The following is a 19,503-nucleotide window of genomic DNA, read 5'->3' as shown; positions in this document are numbered from 1 at the left end:
AATCGTCAGGCCACGGACTTCAGCGGTTCCCATTCCGAAATCAGGCGGTGCACCGCGCTGGCCTCGGTCTCGGTCTTCAGACGTTCGCGCAACTCTCGGTCGGACAGCATCTCGGCGATCTCGGACAGGATTTCCAGATGCCGTTGCGTTGCCGCCTCGGGCACCAGCAAAAAGATCAAGAGGCTGACCGGCTCATCGTCCGGGGCGTCGAAGCCGATGGCCTGCTGCACGCGCAGCACGGCGGCCAGCGGATTCTTCAGGCCCTTGATGCGGCCATGCGGGATGGCCACACCATGACCCAGGCCGGTCGAGCCCAGGCGCTCGCGGGCGAACAGGTTGTCCGTGACCGAAGCTCGGGAGATCGCGTGGTTGTTTTCGAACAGCAGGCCTGCTTGTTCAAAAACGCGCTTTTTACTGGATGCGTCCACATTCACCAGCACATTGCTGGCCGGCAGGATAGCGGCGAGACGGTTCATCGTGTCACAGCGCCGATTACGGCTGAGAGGCCTTGGGCGAGACGCTTGTTCGGTAGCTAGGGAGGGGATTATAGGAAGGCGCACAAGTCCTGTGGGCCCCGCAGTTCGGGGCGGGGTGCAGTATTGCGCGATTTTGCGGCGGCGCAGCAACAGCCTTGTGCGCATACCGAATTGGGCTTGCTGCACCCACAAAAAAGCGGCCCGCAGGCCGCTTTCGTCGGGGCAATGAGCCCTTGGCGCTTCAGGGCGCGCCGATTTCAAGCCGCTTTGCCGAGGCGTGGTGGTGATCCTGCACGCGGTCCTTGTGACGGCATACCTGACGATCGAGCTTATCCATCAATTGGTCAATCGCGGCATAAAGATCCTCATGAGACTGCTCAACGAAAATATCGCGCCCCTTCACATGGACGGTCACTTCGGCCTTCTGCCTGCGCTCCTTCTCCTTTTGCTTTTCCACCATCAGCAAGACGTTGATGTCGACGACTTGATCGAAATGGCGGGTCACCCGGTCTAGCTTGGTGAGCACGTACTCACGAAGGGCCGGCGTAACTTCAAGATGATGGCCGCTGATAGTCAGGTTCATAGAGCCTCCTTTCACAGGGTGGACAGGGAACACGGAATCGGGGAATAGACAGGGATGTCGGGATCAGGGTTGGGAAGATGTGGGGGTGGGGAGGGGTAGCAGAGGTGGGGTTGAGAATCTACAGAGGGCGAAGTCAGTTTGCGCCCGAAGGGCTTGTGTGACAAGCGTTTGACATGAATGCCCGAGGCTTTCGCAGTGCCGAGCCCCGGCGGGCCCAAAGCTGTGCTTCAATGCGCTGTTAGCTTGCTGCGGCCGATGGCGCGATGTGATAATCGCGCCACCCAATCTCTGGAGTTTTCCTTGGACAGCGATCACCCTCGGTGACCGTCCCTCCAGTGCCTGCAGCCCGCTGCGTTCTTGCTTGTGCAGACGCAGCCGCCAGTCCGGAGTGAGACGGGACCCCATATCCCTATCCGGATGGCGACCATGCCGTCCCCTGCTACGACGGCGCAGCGGCGCTGGAGATCTGTTGCATGCTCAATGTGTTCACTCTGGACAATGGCCGCCTGAAGGGCGGGCTGTTTCAGGAAGAAATCGAAAGCCCCGAGGCCCTGGCCCAGTCGCGTCCGGTATGGGTCGATCTTGAAAGCCCCAGCGTCGAGGAAAAGGGCTGGATACGCGACCGTTTCGGATTGGTGATCCCGGAGAACATCGTCGATGACGATCTGGAGGAGTCGGCGCGCTTCTACGAGGAAGACAACGGTGAGCTGCATATCCGCTCGGACTTCCTGATCGATGACGACGAGACGCCGCGCAATGTGCGGGTTGCCTTCATCCTGTTTAACAACGTGCTGTTCTCGGTCCATAACGAGGACCTGCCGGTGTTCCGCCTGCTGCGTCTGCGTGCGCGCCGCATCCCAGCGCTGATTGAGGATGCCAAGGACGTGCTGCTCAAGCTCTATGACGCCGATGCCGAGTACTCGGCCGACGCGCTGGAAGGCATCTACGACAGCCTGGAGAAGGTCAGTGCGCGGGTCTTGAAGAAGGACGTCAACGATGCCGAGGCCGGCGAGGTGCTGGCCGCGATCGCGCGTGAGGAAGACCTGAACGGGCGCATCCGCCGCAATGTGATGGACACGCGGCGTGCGGTTAGCTTCATGATGCGCAGCCGCATGCTCAATGCCGAGCAGTTCGAGGAGTCGCGCCAGATCCTGCGAGACATCGACTCACTGGACTCGCACACCGCTTTCTTGTTCGACAAGATCAACTTTCTGATGGATGCCACCGTCGGCTTCATCAACATCAACCAGAACAAGATCATCAAGATCTTCTCGGTGGCCAGCGTGGCCTTGCTGCCGCCCACGCTGATCGCGAGCATCTACGGCATGAACTTCAAGTACATGCCCGAGCTTGACCAGGCCTGGGGCTACCCCTTCGCGCTCGGGCTGATGCTGGCTTCGGTGGCTGCGCCGTTCATCTACTTCCGCCGCAAGGGCTGGCTCAGGTAGTCGCCTCGCCCAGCAGCGCGTCGCTGACCTCGCCCAGACGCTGCACCTCGCGCCATGGGCCTCGGCGCAGCTCCTCGTGCTTGGGCGCGATCGTGAAGCCGGCATCGGCGCCAGCCAGCATCGGCACATCGTTCAGGTTGTCGCCGATGGCTGCGATGAACAAGTTGCCGGGCCGCGCCTGGTCGCGCAGATGGCGCAGCACATTGGCCTTGCTGACAAGTTCGGGGCTCGGTGAATCGCCGTGCCGGAAAGCCGGATTGATGCGCACCTTGCCGCTGCTGATCTCGTTGCCGAAAGTCATGAAGTGGGCGATCGCGAAGTCGGCGAAGACGCGTCGACGCACGATGTCGGCGGCGATGAAATAGCTGTCGCTGACCACGCCCACCAGCCAGCCGTCGCGGCGCAAGCGCTTGATCGCGTCCACCGCGTCCTCTCTAAGCGGTAGCTCGCGGGCGACCCTCACGAACTCGCGCTGATGCACAAACTTGAAGACCTGGGCGATCGAATCGCCGCGGGTCGAGGCGTCGATGTCGTGGCGGTCCAGCCAGCGCGCCAGCTCGGCTTCGCGGCCGCTATGTTTGGCCATCGCTTCGACGAAGCGGCCCTCAATCAGCGTACCGTCCATATCGAACAGCGCCACCTTGCGGGCGCTGGCCAGCCGGCGGGCTACGCGCTCGAAGGTGCCGCGTGCCTGGCGCTCGATCTCCTCCAGCTCAAGGAACTGCTCGAAGGAAAAGCGGTTGCTCGCCTTGGCGCGGTGCATGATGGCACGGCTGACCTGCTGCGCCATCAGCGAGAGCCGGTCCAGCGGCTGGCTGTCGTTGATGACTTCGCCGATCTCAACCTCGACCACCCGCGCACCCTTGAGATGGGCGTCAATCAGGATGCCGACATCGACACCGTAGTCATCATCGAAGCTCAGGGTTCGCAGCAAGGTGGTGGTGCCTGCAATGATGCCGCCCAGCGGCTGGACGAAATGCGCCAGCTCGGGGAAGAACACACGCAGCAGCGGCTTGGCTGTCAGCTCGGTAACGCGACCGCCGCTTCGCGAGAAGCGCGCTTTGACCAGATCGGCGGAGCCTTCGGCCAGCGGTGCGGTCATGCGCTCGATCAGGTCGCTGCGCAGGCCGCCCAGGTCGGCATCTAGATAGAGCACCCAGGGTGTCTGCACCAGGTTCAGGCCATCCTCCATCGAAGCACCTTTGCCCAGCAAGGTGCTGGTGAAGACGCGGGCGCCGGCGGCCTCGGCACGCTCGATGGTGGCGTCGATCGAACCATCATCGATCACGATAATCTCCACGTTGGGCGCCTGCTGGCGCACCACCGCGATGACATCGGCGATCTGGCGCTCCTCGTTGAGTGCCGGAATCAGGACGGTGAGGTTGTGCTTGTTCTCCATGGTCCGAGTTTGACATGGTCGCTGTCCAGGGGCGCTGACCCTATCATTGAGGCGTTGAGCCGACAACTGGGGTCACAAATGGACACAACGATCCGATCAATGGTGGTTCACGTCTCTGATAGCCCGCGCGCGCAGCAGGTGCTGGCGCTGGCCCGCAGGCTCGCCGAGTTGCATGGCGCTCAGCTGAGCGCGATCCACGCGGTGGCGCCCAGCGCGTCGGGCGCCTATATTTCGCCCGAGGCCTCGAGCCTGGCGGTGCAGTTGCGTGGCGATACCGACAAAGCCCGCCAGCAGCGCGCGGCCGATCTGGTGGCCGCAGCCGGCGGCGAGATTGCCTTCGCCAGCGTGATGAGCGATGCGGCCACCGAGATGGTGCAGGCTGCGCGCAGCAGCGATCTGCTGGTGATGGGCCAGCAGGAGCCCGGGCAGCAACACGGCCTGCCCGAGGGCCTGGTCGGCCGCCTGCTGGTCTCTGGTGCTTGCCCGATCCTGTTCGTGCCCTATGTGCACGAGACACCGCGTTGCGGCGAGCGGGTGCTGGTGGCCTGGCGCGACTCGCGCGAGAGCGCGCGGGCGCTGCGCGATGCGCTGCCCTTGCTGCGGCGCGCCCAACGAGTCGAGCTGGTGCGCTTTGCCGAGAGCGAGCTCGCCGGACCCGAGCCGCTTCAGCGCGCCCGGGACTATCTGCGACTGCATGGCGTCGAGGCCGAGCTTAAGGTCTTGCAGCGGCCCGTGCCCTCGCTGGGTGAGCGTCTGATCTCGCCATGGACACCGGACGCCTCAGTGGCCGAGGCCCTGCTGTCGCAGGCGGCCGACAGCGACGCCGATCTGATCGTGATGGGGGGCTTTGGTCATACCCGGCTGTGGGAGCTGGTGCTTGGCGGTGTCACGCGGACGATGCTGGAGTCGATGACGGTGCCGGTACTCATGTCTCACTGAAGCGCTGCGGTACGCGCATTCGTCGCTTGATCAGCCGCAGCAGGGCGCCGACGAGTGGCAGCTTCTCGTACAGTTCCTCGGCTGCATCCCAATAGTCGCGGTGGTAGACCACCCGGCCATCGGTGCCGAAGCGCAGATGGCTGCTACCGTGGATGGCCTGCGCGCGGCCCCGCAGGCCGAACTGAAAGTCCCAGCACATAAAGCACTGATCTCCCTCCACCAGTGTTTCCAGCACCTTGAAGCGTGGCGCTTCGAGTGTCTCGAACATATGGGCAAAAATGGCCTGGATCGCGCTCAGGCGGTGCACCTCGTTGAAAGGGTCGCGGAAGTAGGCGGCTTCGTCGTAGTGCCGGCCCAGCCGCTCGATGTCGGTGGGTTGCAGCTGTTCGAACAGCGTGACGATGGCTTGGGCGCGTGGGTCCATTCAGAGTCCGGTGGCGCGGCGCACCGCACGAAAGTAAAGACTGTAGGGCAGTATGCGCAGCAGCTTGAGCCACAGCGTGAAGCGCTTCGGGAAATGGATCTCGAAGCGTCCGTCGGCCCAGCCGTCGAGCATGGCCTGCGCTGCCTCGGCGGGGCTCAGCAGGGCCGGCATGTGGAAGTCGTTGCCGGCGGTCAGCGGGGTCGCGACAAAGCCGGGATGCACGACCGAGACCCCCAGGCCTTCGGGGGACAGGTCTTGGTAGAGCGCCTCGGCCAGATGGGTCAGCGCCGCCTTGGCCGGACCATAGGCCATAGACTTGGGCAGCGCGCGGTAGCCGGCCACGCTGGAGACTAGGCTCAGATGCCCGCCTCGACCCGCCTGTGCCTGACGCAGCAGCTGTGGCAGCAGCGCATCGAGCAGGTTTAAGGCGCCGACATAGTTGATCTGCAGATGGCGCACGGCCTCGTCGAGTCCGAACTGTTGGGCGCGCATCGCCTGATAGTGGCCGGCGCAGAAGATGCAGGCATCAATTTGCCCATGGCTGGACTGCAGCTGTGCGACGGCCGAACGCAGGGCCGGTGCGTCCTGCACGTCCAGCGGGAGCGCGGTGCTGCCAGGGTGAGCATGCGCGAACTCCAGCAGCAGCGCTGCCTGACGCGCCGAGACCACGACGCGCGCGCCGGCGCCATGCAGGGCCTCGGCTAGCGCGCGCCCGATACCGCTGGAGGCGCCGACGATCCAGACGGTCTTGCCCTGCCAGTGCTGCAGCTTGGGATTGAGCGACATGGCTCAGCGCTTCTGGAAGGACAAGGTCACTTCGCCCAGGCGCACACCGAACTTGCTCATCTGCGCCTTGTTCAGCATGACCTTGTCATCGATCAGATACATCCAGTCGTCGAAATCGACTTCGTAGACCGTGCCGTCGACCGGCAGCCGCAACGTGTAGCTCCAGCGCAGCGCATTGCCAGCTGCCTCGCCGCGTGCCTCGCCCACCACATCGTCAGCTCGACCGCTGTAGCGGCCGCCGCCCAGATGGCGCAGCCGCCAGACGCGGCGCTCGGTCTTGCCGTCGCTGTAGCTGAAGTCCTCTTCCAGCAGGCCCTCATCGCCCTGCCAACTGCCTTTTAGATCGACCGTGAAGCGGCGCTGCACCTTGCCGGAGCGGTCGGTGAACACGCCATGCGCCAGCAGCGCCCCGTTGAAGTACTGCCGCAGGTCCAGCGTCGGCGTCTGGCCGGCGTAGTCGGCCGGCGTCGGGGCCGAGGCGCAGCCGGCTAGCAGCAGGGCGCCAGCAAGCAGACAATGACGGCGATTCAGTTCGGGGCGCATGAGGGGGCCTCCTGGTGGGATTTGATGATCAGTGCGTAGAGCGCGCCAGCGGCGGCCAGCTTCAGTGCGCAGGGCAGCAGGCAGTAGGCCCAGGTCAGTGCTTGCAAAGCGGCAGGGTCGCGCTGGCCCGGCGCATAGCCCAGCCATTGCAGCAGCGGCAGGGCCAGGCCGGCGGCCAGCGCGAGATTGAGCTTGTTGGCGAAATTCCACCAGCCGAAGAACACTCCCTCAGCCTGGCCGGCCAGGCCGGCGCGTTGCACCACGCCGGCCAGCAGCGCGCCGGGGATGGCTAGATCAGCGCCCAGCGCCGCACCGCTGGCCAAGCAGACCAACACAAAGCCTAGCTGATCGCCGGTGGCGAGGGTGCTTGCCCAGGCAAAGCTCAGCACCGCCAGCAGCATCGCCGCCAGCCAGGCACGCGCCTGGCCCAGCCGGGCCACCACGCGCAGCCACAGCGGCATCGATAGCGCGGCGGCCACGAAATAGCTCGCAAGGTACAGTCCCTCGGCGGCCGGCGTCTGCAACCGGTCGCGCACAAAAAACAGCAGCAGCGTCGCCGGTATTGCCGCGGCAATGCCGTTGAGCAGGAAGACCAGCAGCAGCCGGCGAAAGCCCGGTGTGCGCCAGGCCAGCGCCAGCCCCTGCTGAGCCGCGGTGTGCTCGCTGGCGCGTGCGCGCGGCGCCCGCGCCAGCAAGGCCAGGCCCAGCAGCAGGCTCAGCGCCAGCGCCGCGCTGGTCCAGGCCATGCCGACCAGCGAGGGCAGCAGGCTGGCGCTGATCACGCCGGCAAGCGCCAGGCCTTCGCGCCAGGCCACGACGCGGGTCTGCTGTAGGCCGTCGCCGCCCAGCCGCGCACCCCAGGCCTGGTGCATCACGGCCATCACGCTGTAGCCCAGATAGCTGACCAGCAGCGTCGCTGCGCACCAAGCCAGGTAGCCGGCCTGGCTCAGCGCCGGCGGAAAGAAAAGCAGCACGAAACCCAGGGCTAGCAGCATGGCCGCCACAGCCATCGGCCCCAGCGGGCTACGCCGGTTCAGCCAGTAGTCGGCCAGTCGGCCTATCCAGGGGTCGACCAGCGCATCGAATAGCCGGGCGCCCAACAACACCGCGCCCAGCGCGGCCAGCGCCACGCCGTACTGCTGAGCGTAGTGGGCCGGCAAGGTCACGTAGAGCGGCAGCGCGACAAATGCCAGCGGATATCCCAGCGCCCCGTAACGCAGGCCGTCCAGCGGCTTCATGAGCCTGGACCGAGCAGCCGGGTGCGCAGCGCGGGCTCCGAGGTCTGCGGCGCCAGCCAGATGCCGAAGAACAGGCGGCTGAACTGCGGGTCGGCGATGCGGCGAGACAGTGCTCCGTTGACGAAGAAGTCGGCCCCGACCTCAGGCTCGTGCCGGCCGCTGATGCGGTCGCCGGCCTTGACGTCGGGGAAGGCGGCCTCCATCTCGACCAGCCAGCGCTTGGCGGTGGCTTCGTCAATCGCCTGCTGGCGGCGCATCTCGAGCAGCGAGCGTTTGGCGATCTCGGCGCCCTTGAGGCTGCGCGCGTACTCCAGCTCCAGCGCTAGCGGTGCGGTCCACCACTGCGGACCCGGGCGGCTTGTAGCCCAGAGCCGGATGTCATAGACCAGCAGGCCGAAGAAGCGCATCTGGCCTTGGCCCTGCAGCTTCCAGCCGGGCAGCTCGGCGGGCTGGGCCTGAGCGGCCAGCGGGAGCGCGATCAGGGCCAGTGAGGCAAGGCGGCGGTCCATTTCAGTCCCTGAGCAGGGTGAACTGCATGACATCGGTACTGCCGGTCGCAAAGGCCGCCTCGCAATAGGCGAGGTAGAACTCCCACAAACGCATGAAGCGGGTGTCGAAGCCCTGCTTGCGCACTTCGGCATCGCGCTGCATGAATTCCTCGCGCCAGCGCCGCAGCGTCTCGGCATAGTCGGCACCGAAGGCCAGCTCCTTGACTACCTGCAGCCCCGCCTTGGCCGCCTGTGCGCGGAACTGGCTCGGGCTGGGCAGCATGCCGCCGGGGAAGATGTACTGCTGAATGAAGTCGCTGGAGCGGGTGTAGCGCTCGAACAGATCGTCGCGGATCGTGATGCTCTGGATGCAGGCGCGGCCGCCAGGCTTGAGCTTGTCGTGCACGCATCTGAAGTAGCCCTCCCAGTACTCGCGGCCGACCGCCTCAAACATCTCAATCGAGATGATGGCATCAAAGGCCGGATCGGCGATGTCGCGGTAGTCCTGGAAGCGCAGCTCGGCCTGATCGGCCAGGCCGGCGCGCTGCAGCCTGTCCTGCCCCCAGGCCAGCTGCTCGCTGGACAGTGTGACGCCGGTCAGCTTTGCGCCGAAGTCACGCGTCGCGCACTCGGCCAGCGCGCCCCAGCCGCAGCCGATCTCAAGCACCCGCTGGCCGGGCAAGACCTGGCACTCACTGAGCGCGCGGCGCATCTTGGCTTGCTGCGCCTCGGGCAGCGCCCGGCGCCGGTCGCCCTCGAACCAAGCGCTCGAGTAGTTCATCGTTGGGTCCAACCAGAGGCGGTAGAAGTCGTTGCCGAGGTCGTAGTGGGCATGGATGTTCTTGCGGCTGCCGGCGCGGTTGTTGCGATTGAGCCAGTGCTTGAGCCGGTAGGCCAGCGCGCCCCACCAGCGACCATAGACCACGGCCTCTAGCGCTTCGCGGTTGCGGATGAAAAGCTCCATCAGCGTGCACAGATCGGGCGTACTCCAGTGACCGGCCACATAGCTCTCGGCGAAGCCGATATCGCCGCTTTTCAGCGCGGCGCTGCAGACGGCCCAGTTACGAATGCGCAGCGCGGCGCGCGGGCCCTCGGCGCCGCCGAAGTGCGCCGAGCTGCCGTCGGGCAGTTGCACATCCAGGCTGCCGTGCTGCAGTCGGGCCAGCAGCTTGAATACAGTGCGTGCGGCTGCGGGCGCGCTGTCCGGCAGGCTGATCGAAGGGGTGAGCGTGGAGGAGTTCATGGACGGGCTGCTTAGCGGGTCAGAAACTGGGTCGGTGCGGCGGGTTTGCCGAAGAAGGGTGTGCGCTTGAGCCACAGGCGCAAGGCCTGCCAGTGGATGCGGGCCATCAGCATCAGGCTGAAAGCCGGGTGGGCGAAGAAGGCCGCGCGCGCGCTGGCGTTGGTCAGCGGCTGCAGTTGGCCGGAGATGCTAGTGGTCAGCAGCGGACCCTGCTCGTCCTCATGTTCGATGCGTGCGACCGTGCGCAGACCGGTGTGCAGGAAGCGAAAGCGGTAGCGGCCCTCGACCCGGCAAAAGGGCGAGACATGAAAGACCTTGGCAGCGCTCAGCTCGCGGCCATAGGCCATCTCGGGCCCGGACAGCAGATAGCAGTGGCGTTCACCAAAGGTGTTGTTGACCTCGACGACGATGGCGGCCAGGCTCTCGTCCGTGCGGTGGCAGTACCAGAAGCTGACCGGCTTGAAGGCATAGCCCAGCACACGCGGGAAGCAGTGCAGCCAGACCTCGCCATCGGCGTCCGTGATGCCCTCGCTGGCCAGCAGCCGATCGAGCCACGCCAGTGCGTCGGTGCCACCGTCGCCGTGGTCGGCATCGTGAAAGCTCAGCCATCCCCAGCTGTTGCGATTTAGCGCCTCGCAGACATTCGTGCTCAGCTTGCGCATTGGCAGCATCAGGAAGTAGCTGGCATAGCTGAACCGGTGTGGCCGAGGGCGCAGCCGGCCGTGATGCACCGGGCCTCTTCCGATCAGGGGTTGGGTCGGCCAAGTCCTCATGCGCCGGTCCTGGTGGCAGCGGCCCAACTTGCCATCAGGCGCTGCGCCACGCTCAGACCCGAGAGCAGGCCGTCCTCATGGAAGCCGTATCGCGTCCAGGCGCCGCAGAACCACAGTCCGCCCTGGCCCTGGATCTCGCCCAGGCGTTGCTGGGCCCGGGTGGCGGCATGGTCGAAGACCGGGTGTGCGTAGTCGTACTCGCCCAGCACCTGCTCGGCCCGGGGCTCGCGAACTGGGTTCAGCGAGACGATAACCGGCTGCTTCCAGGGCAGGGGCTGCAGCCTGTTGAGCAGATAGTGCAGGCAGACGGCCTGCTGCTCTTGCTGGCCGCCGCCATGCTCGTAGTTCCAGGCCGCCCAGGCGCGGTGGCGGCGGGGCAGCAGCGCGGTGTCGGTATGCAGCACGGCGCGGTTGCGGTGATAGCCGATGGCGCCGAGGATCTGGCGCTCGGCCTGCGAGGCCTCGCTGAGCAGACGCAGCGATTGGTCACTGTGTGTGGCCAGCACCACCGCGTCAAAGCGCTCGCTGCCATGCGCCGTGGCCAGCTGTACGCCCCCGTCGGGCAGGCGGCGCACAGCGCTGACGGGCGTGTTGAGGCGGCGGTCGGCGATGCGCGGCAACAGCTGGTCCACATAGTGGCGGGCGCCGCCGCGCACCGTGAACCATTGCGGCCTGTTGGTGACCTGCAGCAGGCCGTGGTTATGGCAGAAACGGATCAACGTGCTGATCGGGAAGCTCAGCATCTGCGCGGTCGGGCAGGACCAGATGCAGGCGACCATGGGCAGCAGATACCAGTCGCGGAATTCAGGGCCGAAACGCTGCTCGTGGAGAAAGGCTGCGATGGGTTGTGCCAGCGCGGTCTCGCTGCCTTGTTGAGCCAGTGCTGTTGTCAATTGGTTGAAGCGCAGTAGGTCCTTGAGCATGCGCCAGAAAGCGGGCCGAGCCAGATTGCGGCGCTGTGCGAACACGGTGTTCAGGTTGCTGCCGCTCCACTCAAGATCCTGTTTGGGCAGTTGCACCGAGAAGGACATCTCGCTGGCTGCGGTCTGCACACCCAGCTGCGCGAACAACTGGATCAGCAGCGGATAGGTTCGTTCATTGAAGACCAAGAAACCGGTGTCGACCGCGCAGTGCTGCCGCTCCAGCTCGACGTCGACGCTATGGGTGTGGCCGCCGAAGTAGTCGCCGGCTTCGAACAGGCTCACCTGGGCCTGGCTGCTTAGCGCCCAGGCGGCCGACAGTCCGCTGATGCCCGAGCCAATCACCGCTATGCGTCGCTGCGACCCGCCCGGCGCGGCGTCGGGCTGGCTCAGGCCGGCGAGAAAGGGGGCCAGTGTTTCGGCGTGGGCGGCAGCGCCCAGTGGCTGGCGCCGCAGATGAAGAGGGCTTCCGCCTGCGGCGGAAGCCCCGGACATAAAAGAGGTTGCAAGACGCCCCGAAGCCAACGAGGGAGGGAGGGAGGAGGAGGAGAAGGGCTTCGGGATTTCGACCTCTTCGCAGAGGCGATCTTGCGACCTAAATTCTGGTTTGACTTTAGCGCTTTGACGCGCGGCTGAGAACAGTTGTTTTGCAGACTCCTCCAAGACCTGCGGCCACGATAGTTTCGCCAAGCTTTTGTAACCGCTGAACGAGGGCTTGGCGGCGAGTTCCGTTGCACTGTCCCTGGTAGTGGGTACAAGCGCTGCGGGCGATACAACAGTCATGGACATGGGGCGGGTTCCGGCCATTTCAAGGCTTGGCAAGCAGGCGTTCGAGTTCGAGCGTGAAGGGCCGGCTCAGTGGATCGGTGGCCGAGGCATAGCTCAGCACCTCACTGGCGTCGCGGGACACCAGGTATTTGTGGAAATTCCACTTCGGCGCCTGCCCGCTGCGTTTTGCGAGGTCCAGGATCAGGCCGTTGCTGTCGGGCTTGCCTGCGCTCAGGCTGGTTTTGCTGAACATCGCGAATTTGACGTTGAAGGTGTTCTCGCAGAACTCGGCGATCTCTTTGTTGCTGCCACCCTCCTGATTGAAGTCGTTGGATGGAAAGCCCAGCACCACCAGCCCGCGCGGGCTATAGCGCTGCGATAAGGTCTCCAGTGCTTTGTACTGGCCGGTGAAGCCGCAGAAGCTGGCGGTGTTGACCACCAGCAGCACCTTGCCGGCGTACTGGCACAGCGGCTGCGGCTTTTCATCCTGCAGGCGCGGCATTTCTCGCTGCAGCAGGGCCGGGCAGCTCTGGCCCCAGGCGCTACCCAGTCCCAGCATCAGGGCGCTGGCGGTGGACAATGCGAGTCGTCTGTTCATTGTTTGTCCTAGTCAAATCGACTTGTTACGTCCATACTAAGCCAATATTTTGGTTTTGTCTCATGTTTGTCCAAGACAAGTTTTTCAATCGAAAGCAAATCCTCGGGATCACGCATGGCTGAGTCGCCGGTCTTGCTGGGCATCACCGCCGTCGAGCGGGATACCGGCATCAGCAAGGACAGCCTGCGCATCTGGGAGCGTCGCTACCAGTTCCCGCAGCCGCTGCGCGATGCGCTGGGCGAGCGCGCCTACCCGCCCGAGCAGGTGGCGAAGCTGCGTCTGATCAAGCGATTGCTGGACCTGGGCCACCGCGCCGGACGCCTGGTGCCGGCCGATGTTGTCAGCCTGCAATCCCTGCTCGATCAGGCGCAGCAGCAGACCCGGTTGGCCGGCCCGGCGGCGGCCGAGTTGCAGCCTTTTGTCGATGCGCTGCGTGCTCATGACGTCGACGGCCTGCGCCGCATGCTGGCGCAGGCGCTGCTGCGCTCGGGGCTGGGGGAAGGAGTGTTATCACTCATCGCCCCTTTGACTACGCAGGTGGGCGAGCTTTGGATGCGCGGCGAGTTGCAGGTGTTCGAGGAGCACATCTACAGCGAGTCGGTGCAATTGGTGCTGCGCCAGGCCATCCAGGCGGTGCCGCAACTTGCGCGGGCCGAGCGGCCGCGGGTGCTCTTGACCACCTTGCCGGGCGAGCAGCATGGCCTGGGCCTGCTGATGGCGGAGGCTTTGCTGGCGCTGGAGGGCTGCCAATGCCTGTCTTTGGGCGTGCAGACGCCACTGGGCGACATCGTGCTGGCGGCTGCCGCCCACCGCTCCGATATCGTGGCTTTGAGCTTCAGCGGCTATCTGGCGGCCGGCCAGGTTGCCGAGGTGCTGGCCGAGTTGCGCGGGCGCCTGCCGGTTGCGCTCGAGCTCTGGGCCGGCGGCAACAGCGCCGCGCTACAAAAGCGCAGCCCCCATAGTGGGCTGTTACTTATCGCCGATCTCGCGGCCATCGGTCCCCAGGTGCAGCGCTGGCGGGCGGGCCAGGCATAAAATCGGCAGCGACCAACCGAGGACGGACCATGCTTTATCCCGAACTTTTCAAGCAGTTGGAAGCGGTGCGCTGGAATATGGACACGGACATCCCCTGGGACAAGTTCGACACCGGCCGGCTCAGCGACGATCAAGCGCGCACCATCAAGATGAACGCGATCACCGAGTGGGCGGCGTTGCCCGCCACCGAGATGTTTCTGCGTGACAACCGCGATGACAGCGACTTCTCGGCCTTCATGAGTGTCTGGTTTTTCGAGGAGCAGAAGCACTCGTTGGTGCTGATGGAATACCTGCGGCGCTTCCGTCCCGAGATGGTGCCCACCGAGGCCGAGCTGCACGAGGTGCGCTTCGACTTCGACCCGGCGCCGGCGCTGGAGACGCTCATGCTGCATTTCTGCGGCGAGATTCGGCTGAATCACTGGTACCGGCGTGCTGCCGAGTGGCATACCGAGCCGGTCATCAAGGCGATCTACGAAACCCTGGCGCGAGACGAGGCCCGCCATGGCGGTGCCTATCTGCGCTATATGAAGCGGGCAATGAGCAAGTTCGGCGACGAGGCCCGGGCCGCGTTTGCCAAGGTGGGTGTGCTCATGGCCAGCGCGCGCCGCACGGCCCAGGCCCTGCACCCCACCAATCTGCATGTCAACGCTGCGCTGTTCCCGCGCGACACCATTCAGAGCCGCGTTCCCGATCCCGATTGGCTGGAACATTGGCTGGACAAGCAGATCCAGTTCGACGCGGTCTGGGAGACCAAGGTGGTGGAGCGCATCCTCCACAACATGAGCCTGCTGATGGAGCGCAGCTTCGCCAGCGTGCAGGAGCTCAACCGCTTTCGAAAGGAAATGGCGGCCAAGGTGGCCGCCGCAGCGGCCGGGCCGCAGACAGCCTGAGTCAAGAAAGCCCGCAGCGGGCTTTGTTTTGGGCTTGCGCCTGATCAGGGCCGACTGCGGCGCAGCACCAGCAACCCGAAGCAGGCGGCCGCCACCAGCAGGCCGCCCAGCAGATGGGGCGAGGCAAGATTCTGCAGTGCGGCCAGCGAGTCCTGCAGTGCCCATCGGGCCACGCCGCCGCCGAACTCGGCCACGCCTCCGTTCGAGTAGCGCAGAGCGTCGAGCTCGTCCTCGTGGTTGGTGAAGGCTGTCCCCGCACCATGGAGCTGGGCGTTCAGCAGTTTCCAGATGATGGGGTTGGCGTAAACCTTGTCCAGCACATTGCCACCGATCACGATCGTGGCGATCACCGCCGGCACCCCCCACCGCTTGAGCCAGGCCGAGGCGGCCATCAAGATCATGAACAGCGGGGCCAACCACAAGCTCATCAGCACCAGTCCCAGAGCCAGGCGCGCCAGGCCGGCCAGGCCGGCGGCCAGCAGAGCCGTCCAGGACACCTCGGCCAGCGCAGCGAGCCCGCCCAACTTGACGACCACGCCCGCCGCGATGACCAGACCGAGCACGCTGCCCACCATCAGCGCCAGCAGCGGCACCAGCAGCACATGCATCAACAGGGTTGCGCCGATGCTCTCGCTGTGGCCGGCCGGCAGCGAGAGCCAGAACTCGATCGAGCGGTCCTGCCGGTCGCGTCGCGCCAGGCCGGGCAGCTGCAGCATCACCGCGCCCCAGCTCAGACCGGTGACTGCCACGGCGCATAGGGCCGTGGCCATCGCGGCCAGAGCTAGCGGCGACAGCTCGGCCATCTCAAGCTCGACCTGGCCGAAGGGCAGCAGTGCCAGAAAGATCGCCGGTGGCAACAGCATCACCAGCAGCCAGCCCTTGTGGTGCTGCATCCACTCGCGCAGCATCAGGGTTTGAAATCGTGTCCACATGATTCTTGCTCCTCAGGCTTGGCTGCTGGATGACTGCATTTCGGGCTTGCGCGTCAGCGCCATGAACAGGTCGACCAGGCTGGGCCGAAAGCGCTGGCCCATTGCTTCGAGCTGAGGCGGCGGCGCGCCATCAAACAGCGCCGCCGGTCGGCCCTGCTGGCGGTAGCGCAGCAGCGGATGGGCGGCCGCCACCGCATCGGCGGCGGCCGGGTCATGGCTCAGCGCGATAAAGCGCGAGTCCATCTCCTCCAGGCTGATGTTCAGCACCAGCCGGCCCATGTCCAGCATCATCACGTCGCTCAGCAGGGTCTCGATCTCCTCGACCTGGTGGGTGGAGATCAGCACGCTGCGCTCACCGTCGCACCACTCGTCGATCAGCATCTCGTAAAAGCTCTTGCGAGACATCACGTCCAGGCCCAGCGTCGGCTCGTCGAGGATCATCAGTTTGGTGTCTATCGCTGCGATCAGCGCCAGATGAGCCTGGGTCACCATGCCCTTGGACAGGCTCTTGACCTTATCGTTCAGACCCACGCTGGTGCGCTTGAGCAGGGCGCGGGCGCGCTCAGCCGAGAAGCGCGGCTGCAGCCCGCTCATCAAGGTGATCAACTCTGACACCTTGGCCCAGCGCGGCAGCACGGCCACGTCGGGGATGTAGCTCATGTTTTGCAGCAGTGTCTCGCGCTGCCGGCCCGGGTTCAGGCCCAGCACCGACAGCTCACCTTGCGCTGGCAGCAGACCCACCAGGGCCTTCATCAGCGAGGTTTTGCCGGCGCCGTTGTGACCCAGCAGGCCGACGACGCGCCCCTTGGGGATCGTGAAGCTGATGTCATCGACGGCGGTTTTGCTGCCATAGCGCAGGCTCAGTCCGCGTGCCTCGACGAGGGGGGTGTTGTGATCGCTCATTGCTGTTCTTCCCAGTTCAGATCCTTGGCGCTCAGTCCCAGGCGGCGCAGTTTGGCACGCAGAGCCGGCCACTCCTGCCGCAAAAACTGCTCGCGCTCGCTCTTCAGCAGGCGTGACCGGGCCCCGGGCTGCACATACATGCCCAGGCCGCGGCGCGGCTCAACCAGGCCGTTGTCCACCAGGGCCTGCAAGGCCCGGCTGACGGTCAGCGGATTGATCAGGTACTGGCTGGCCAGCGCCCTCACTGAGGGAAGGGCCTCACCCTCGGGTGGGCTGCCGTCCAGCAACTGCACGGCCAGACGGTCGGCGAGCTGCTGATAGATAGGACTTGAATCGTTCCAGCGCTGCATGGCGTGGGCCTTGTGTGTTGCTGATGTAGCACACCATAACAAGAGCCCACTTGCCGACCTAGCGCTGGCCGACAGACTGCAGCAGCGACGTGATGAACTGCAGAGCCCGGCGACCTCCCGGTGCCGGACCCTGCAGCGGCGTCAACTGCGGCGACGGCGTGCGACCAGGCCGATTGCGCCCAGGCCGGCCAGCAGCAGCGCATAGCTGCTCGGCTCGGGCACCGGGGCCAGGGTTGCGTTCAGGCTGAAGTTGTCGACGGCCAGGCCGTCGTCGGAGCCGCTGGCATTGAAGTCGGTCCAACGCAGCCACACAGTGGCGCCCTGGGCCAGGCTCAGACCGCTCAGGCTGCCGGAGACCGACGCACTGTTGACATTGCCATTCAGCGCTCCGGTGGGGCCGCTGTTCACCAGGGAGCCGAAGTCCAGCGCGCTGACGCTGATCCAGTTGCCGGTGCTCAGTGAGCTGGCATCGGTGCTGTACTGGAACTGCAGGCGGTCGGCGCGGCCAGTGGCGCCCAGGCGCCATTGCTCGCCGGTATAGCTGATCGCCAGGCTGTCGATCGCGCGGCTGGCCTGGTTGGTGAATGAGGCGCCGAACACCGGGGTCAGCGAGCCCGACAGCAGGCCGCCCAGCGCGCGCTCGCTGCTGCCGTCGCTGCCGAAGCTGTAGACATTGCCGGCGGTGCCGCTGCCAGTGCCCGCAGCATAGGTCGTGTTGGCATTGGTGCCCGTTTCCAAAAACGCCCAGCCGGCGGGCAGCACGCTGCTGGTGCCGGAGGCGGCCAGGCTGTCGAAGCTTTGCTGGTAGCTCAGGTTCGCATCGCCGAGCTCAATGGCAGCGTGGGCGGAAAGGCTGGCGGCGGCCAGCGCGCCGAGGGCGAGATAACGCGAGGTGGACATGATGAGTTTTCCCTGTGGACAGTGGTTCGAGTGGCTTGAAAGACATGCCGCTGCAATGCTGCATCGCAGCGTGAGCCCATCCTCTAGGGAAAGCGTGAACATCCCGTGTCATTGCGCAACGGTCCGGCCTCACCCCCCGCAAAGCAGGGGGTAGGTTTTTGCTAATCCGGGTGCGCAAAGGTTTGTTTGCGCAAATTAACGACCGTTTGCGCCGCTTTTTGCTTGTTGGGACCTCAGGCCTTGGCGAAACGTTCCTGGTCGGCCTTGCGGTCGGCCGCCACTTTTTGCGCGCTGGGGCGCTCGCCGATCAGCTTGATATAGGGCTTCCAGTCGACGCCGCCGGCTGCCAGCAGATCCTCGCCGAGCACCGCCTTGGAGGCCATCGCGACCAGGGGCAGGCTGACCCAAGCGGCGCAGTCGGCCTGCGTGAAGCTGTCACCGGCGATGTAGGGCGAGAACTTTGTCAGACGCTTGAAGCCGGCGATGTTTTTTTCCAGCAGCTTGCGCGCACGCGTCTGCGTGCCCTCGCTGACCGTGCCGCCGAAAAAGGCCTGCGGATAGAGCTCGCGCGCCACCAGCTCCAGATGGAGCTCCACAAAGGTGACCAGCTCGCGCACCTTGGCCGCCTCGAAGGGGTCGGCCGGCATCAGGGCCGGCGTCGGCTGGATGGCTTCCAGATAGTCCAAGATGACCTGGCTCTCGCACAGCGCGCCGTGTGGCGTGCGAATGAAGGGCACCTTGCCCAGCGGCGTGCAGCTCAGCACCGCCTCATCAGCCGACTTGGTCATCACCACCTCCTCCTGGAAGGGGATGCCTTTCTCCAGCAGGGCCAGCTTGACCTTGTTGTAGTAGTTGGACAGCGAGAAGCCGCACAGCGTGATCGTCATGGTTTGTCTCCGGCAGGTCTAGGGGTGGCGGCAGTCTAAGCGTGCTTCACGGCAGCGGCTGCCGCCCTGGAGACAGGCTATTTTTTGTTGACCAGCGCCACGCCGGCCGTTAGCGCCAGCAGCGCCACGCCCAGGCGCAGGCTAATGCTCTCGCCCAGCAAGAGCGCGCCGGCCAGCAGACCGAACAGCGGCGTCGACAGCGTGAAGCTGGCCAGCCGGGTTGCCGGATAGTGCCGCACCAGCCAGAACCACATCAGATAGCTGGCAAAGCTGACGACCACGGTCTGGAACAGCATCAGGCCCGAGAGCCGCATCGACCATTGCAGCGGCAGTGTCTCGCCGATCAGCAGCGCCCCAGCAACCAGGCCCAGGCCCGAGACCCCCAACTGGTAGAACAAGGTCTTCTCGGCGGTGGCCGCAGAAAGCTTGGTGGCCCGTATCGCCAGCGTCGTGCCGCCCCAGAGCAAGGCGGCCAGCAGGCCCAGCGCATCACCCAGCCACTGGCGGCCGCTGGTGCTGGTCTGGCCGAAGCCTTCCGCAAAAGCCCAGGCCACGGCCGCGAAGGCCAGGAACAGGCCGGCACTCTGGCGCAGGCTCAGCCGCTCCGATTTCGATATGAAGGGCATGCCAAGCGCGACGACAAAGGGGCTCAGATAGATAAAGACCACCATGCGGGATGCGCTGGTGTATTGCAGTCCGGCAAAGATGCAGGCGAATTCCAGGCCGAACAGCCCGCCGGCCAGCAGGCCACCTGCCAGCGTGCCATCGCGCTCGAACAGCTTGATGCCGCGTGCCAGCGCCCATAGCCAGACCAGGCCGGCCGCGCCCAGCGAGCGCAGCCCCGCCTGCCACAGCGGCGAGATCTCGCTCAGCGCCGCCTTCACCGCCACCTGGTTCAGTCCCCACAGCAGGCAGCAAACCAGCAGGCTGCCGACAGCCAGGGTGTCGAGATGGGTTTTGCGCTGGGTGGGGCTCATGCC

At 65.4% G+C, this 19,503-nt stretch carries 22 protein-coding genes; 4 read left to right on the top strand and 18 right to left on the bottom strand.

Annotated elements, in window-relative coordinates:
• Window positions 1–5 precede the first annotated feature (5 nt).
• Both OOZ63_RS19245 and hpf read right to left on the bottom strand, forming a co-directional pair.
• The gene (locus tag OOZ63_RS19245) at window positions 6–476 is read right to left on the bottom strand and encodes a PTS sugar transporter subunit IIA (RefSeq protein ID WP_137942680.1); all 471 of its coding nucleotides are present in this window, start codon (window positions 474–476) and stop codon (window positions 6–8) included.
• A 241-nt stretch (window positions 477–717) separates the two neighbouring features.
• A complete protein-coding gene (gene hpf / locus OOZ63_RS19240; protein WP_137942681.1) occupies window positions 718–1,059 on the bottom strand; it encodes a ribosome hibernation-promoting factor, HPF/YfiA family in 342 nt (113 codons plus the stop codon).
• Window positions 1,060–1,532: 473 nt separating this feature from the next.
• On the opposite strand from hpf, the gene corA reads away from it, so the two are divergent.
• On the top strand, window positions 1,533–2,507 hold the full coding sequence (gene corA, locus OOZ63_RS19235) for a magnesium/cobalt transporter CorA (protein ID WP_266007215.1): 975 nt from the start codon (window positions 1,533–1,535) through the stop codon (window positions 2,505–2,507).
• On the opposite strand, the gene OOZ63_RS19230 is transcribed toward corA, so the two are convergent.
• Window positions 2,500–3,906 carry an HAD-IB family phosphatase gene (locus OOZ63_RS19230; protein WP_266007213.1) on the bottom strand — a complete coding sequence of 469 codons (1,407 nt, stop codon included), beginning with the start codon at window positions 3,904–3,906 and terminating at the stop codon, window positions 2,500–2,502. The two genes, corA and OOZ63_RS19230, sit on opposite strands and share 8 nt — an antisense overlap.
• A 78-nt stretch (window positions 3,907–3,984) precedes the next feature.
• Between OOZ63_RS19230 and OOZ63_RS19225 the strand changes: the two genes are divergently transcribed.
• Window positions 3,985–4,845 (top strand): universal stress protein, encoded by an 861-nt coding sequence (locus OOZ63_RS19225; RefSeq protein ID WP_266007212.1) that lies wholly within the window; start codon window positions 3,985–3,987, stop codon window positions 4,843–4,845.
• On the opposite strand, the gene OOZ63_RS19220 is transcribed toward OOZ63_RS19225, so the two are convergent.
• The 9 genes from OOZ63_RS19220 to OOZ63_RS19180 all read right to left on the bottom strand — a co-directional run bounded on the left by OOZ63_RS19220 (window position 4,832) and on the right by OOZ63_RS19180 (window position 12,626).
• Complete coding sequence (locus OOZ63_RS19220) at window positions 4,832–5,269, bottom strand: nuclear transport factor 2 family protein (protein ID WP_266007211.1); 438 nt, start codon at window positions 5,267–5,269, stop codon at window positions 4,832–4,834. The two genes, OOZ63_RS19225 and OOZ63_RS19220, sit on opposite strands and share 14 nt — an antisense overlap.
• Entirely contained in the window at window positions 5,270–6,055 is a 786-nt protein-coding gene (locus OOZ63_RS19215; RefSeq protein ID WP_266007210.1) for an SDR family NAD(P)-dependent oxidoreductase, read from the bottom strand.
• 3 nt (window positions 6,056–6,058) lie between these two features.
• Window positions 6,059–6,598, bottom strand: coding sequence for a DUF3833 domain-containing protein (locus OOZ63_RS19210; protein WP_266007209.1), 540 nt, complete (start codon window positions 6,596–6,598; stop codon window positions 6,059–6,061).
• On the bottom strand, window positions 6,583–7,836 hold the full coding sequence (locus OOZ63_RS19205; RefSeq protein ID WP_266007208.1) for an MFS transporter: 1,254 nt from the start codon (window positions 7,834–7,836) through the stop codon (window positions 6,583–6,585). Before OOZ63_RS19205 ends, OOZ63_RS19210 begins: the two co-directional genes overlap by 16 nt.
• On the bottom strand, window positions 7,833–8,345 hold the full coding sequence (locus OOZ63_RS19200) for a chalcone isomerase family protein (RefSeq protein WP_266007207.1): 513 nt from the start codon (window positions 8,343–8,345) through the stop codon (window positions 7,833–7,835). The genes OOZ63_RS19205 and OOZ63_RS19200 overlap by 4 nt, the downstream gene beginning before the upstream one ends.
• 1 nt (window position 8,346) lies before the next feature.
• Window positions 8,347–9,567 (bottom strand): SAM-dependent methyltransferase, encoded by a 1,221-nt coding sequence (locus OOZ63_RS19195; RefSeq protein ID WP_266007206.1) that lies wholly within the window; start codon window positions 9,565–9,567, stop codon window positions 8,347–8,349.
• Window positions 9,568–9,578: 11 nt separating this feature from the next.
• A complete protein-coding gene (locus tag OOZ63_RS19190) occupies window positions 9,579–10,340 on the bottom strand; it encodes a DUF1365 domain-containing protein (protein ID WP_266007205.1) in 762 nt (253 codons plus the stop codon).
• On the bottom strand, window positions 10,337–11,755 hold the full coding sequence (locus OOZ63_RS19185) for an NAD(P)/FAD-dependent oxidoreductase (RefSeq protein ID WP_266007204.1): 1,419 nt from the start codon (window positions 11,753–11,755) through the stop codon (window positions 10,337–10,339). The genes OOZ63_RS19190 and OOZ63_RS19185 overlap by 4 nt, the downstream gene beginning before the upstream one ends.
• Window positions 11,756–12,068: 313 nt before the next feature.
• Entirely contained in the window at window positions 12,069–12,626 is a 558-nt protein-coding gene (locus OOZ63_RS19180) for a glutathione peroxidase (protein ID WP_416234761.1), read from the bottom strand.
• Between the two features lie 114 nt (window positions 12,627–12,740).
• Between OOZ63_RS19180 and OOZ63_RS19175 the strand changes: the two genes are divergently transcribed.
• Window positions 12,741–13,661: a MerR family transcriptional regulator gene (locus OOZ63_RS19175; RefSeq protein WP_266007203.1), complete on the top strand. Its 921-nt coding sequence runs from the start codon at window positions 12,741–12,743 to the stop codon at window positions 13,659–13,661.
• Between the two features lie 29 nt (window positions 13,662–13,690).
• The gene (locus tag OOZ63_RS19170; protein WP_266007202.1) at window positions 13,691–14,551 is read left to right on the top strand and encodes a ferritin-like domain-containing protein; all 861 of its coding nucleotides are present in this window, start codon (window positions 13,691–13,693) and stop codon (window positions 14,549–14,551) included.
• 44 nt (window positions 14,552–14,595) lie between these two features.
• On the opposite strand, the gene OOZ63_RS19165 is transcribed toward OOZ63_RS19170, so the two are convergent.
• From OOZ63_RS19165 to OOZ63_RS19140, 6 genes are all read right to left on the bottom strand, one after another.
• The gene (locus OOZ63_RS19165; protein WP_266007201.1) at window positions 14,596–15,483 is read right to left on the bottom strand and encodes a hypothetical protein; all 888 of its coding nucleotides are present in this window, start codon (window positions 15,481–15,483) and stop codon (window positions 14,596–14,598) included.
• Window positions 15,484–15,495: 12 nt separating this feature from the next.
• Complete coding sequence (locus OOZ63_RS19160) at window positions 15,496–16,386, bottom strand: ABC transporter ATP-binding protein (RefSeq protein ID WP_266007200.1); 891 nt, start codon at window positions 16,384–16,386, stop codon at window positions 15,496–15,498.
• Entirely contained in the window at window positions 16,383–16,736 is a 354-nt protein-coding gene (locus OOZ63_RS19155; protein ID WP_266007199.1) for a GntR family transcriptional regulator, read from the bottom strand. Before OOZ63_RS19155 ends, OOZ63_RS19160 begins: the two co-directional genes overlap by 4 nt.
• A 141-nt stretch (window positions 16,737–16,877) precedes the next feature.
• On the bottom strand, window positions 16,878–17,636 hold the full coding sequence (locus tag OOZ63_RS19150) for a PEP-CTERM sorting domain-containing protein (RefSeq protein WP_266007198.1): 759 nt from the start codon (window positions 17,634–17,636) through the stop codon (window positions 16,878–16,880).
• A gap of 233 nt (window positions 17,637–17,869) precedes the next feature.
• Window positions 17,870–18,523, bottom strand: coding sequence for a glutathione S-transferase (locus OOZ63_RS19145; protein ID WP_266007197.1), 654 nt, complete (start codon window positions 18,521–18,523; stop codon window positions 17,870–17,872).
• A 77-nt stretch (window positions 18,524–18,600) separates the two neighbouring features.
• Window positions 18,601–19,500 carry a DMT family transporter gene (locus OOZ63_RS19140; RefSeq protein ID WP_266007196.1) on the bottom strand — a complete coding sequence of 300 codons (900 nt, stop codon included), beginning with the start codon at window positions 19,498–19,500 and terminating at the stop codon, window positions 18,601–18,603.
• Window positions 19,501–19,503: the final 3 nt, after the last annotated feature.

The sequence above is a fragment of the Paucibacter sp. PLA-PC-4 genome (assembly GCF_026241155.1).
Taxonomy (GTDB): domain Bacteria; phylum Pseudomonadota; class Gammaproteobacteria; order Burkholderiales; family Burkholderiaceae_C; genus Roseateles_E.
This window is presented reverse-complemented; position numbering and strand designations above follow the sequence as displayed.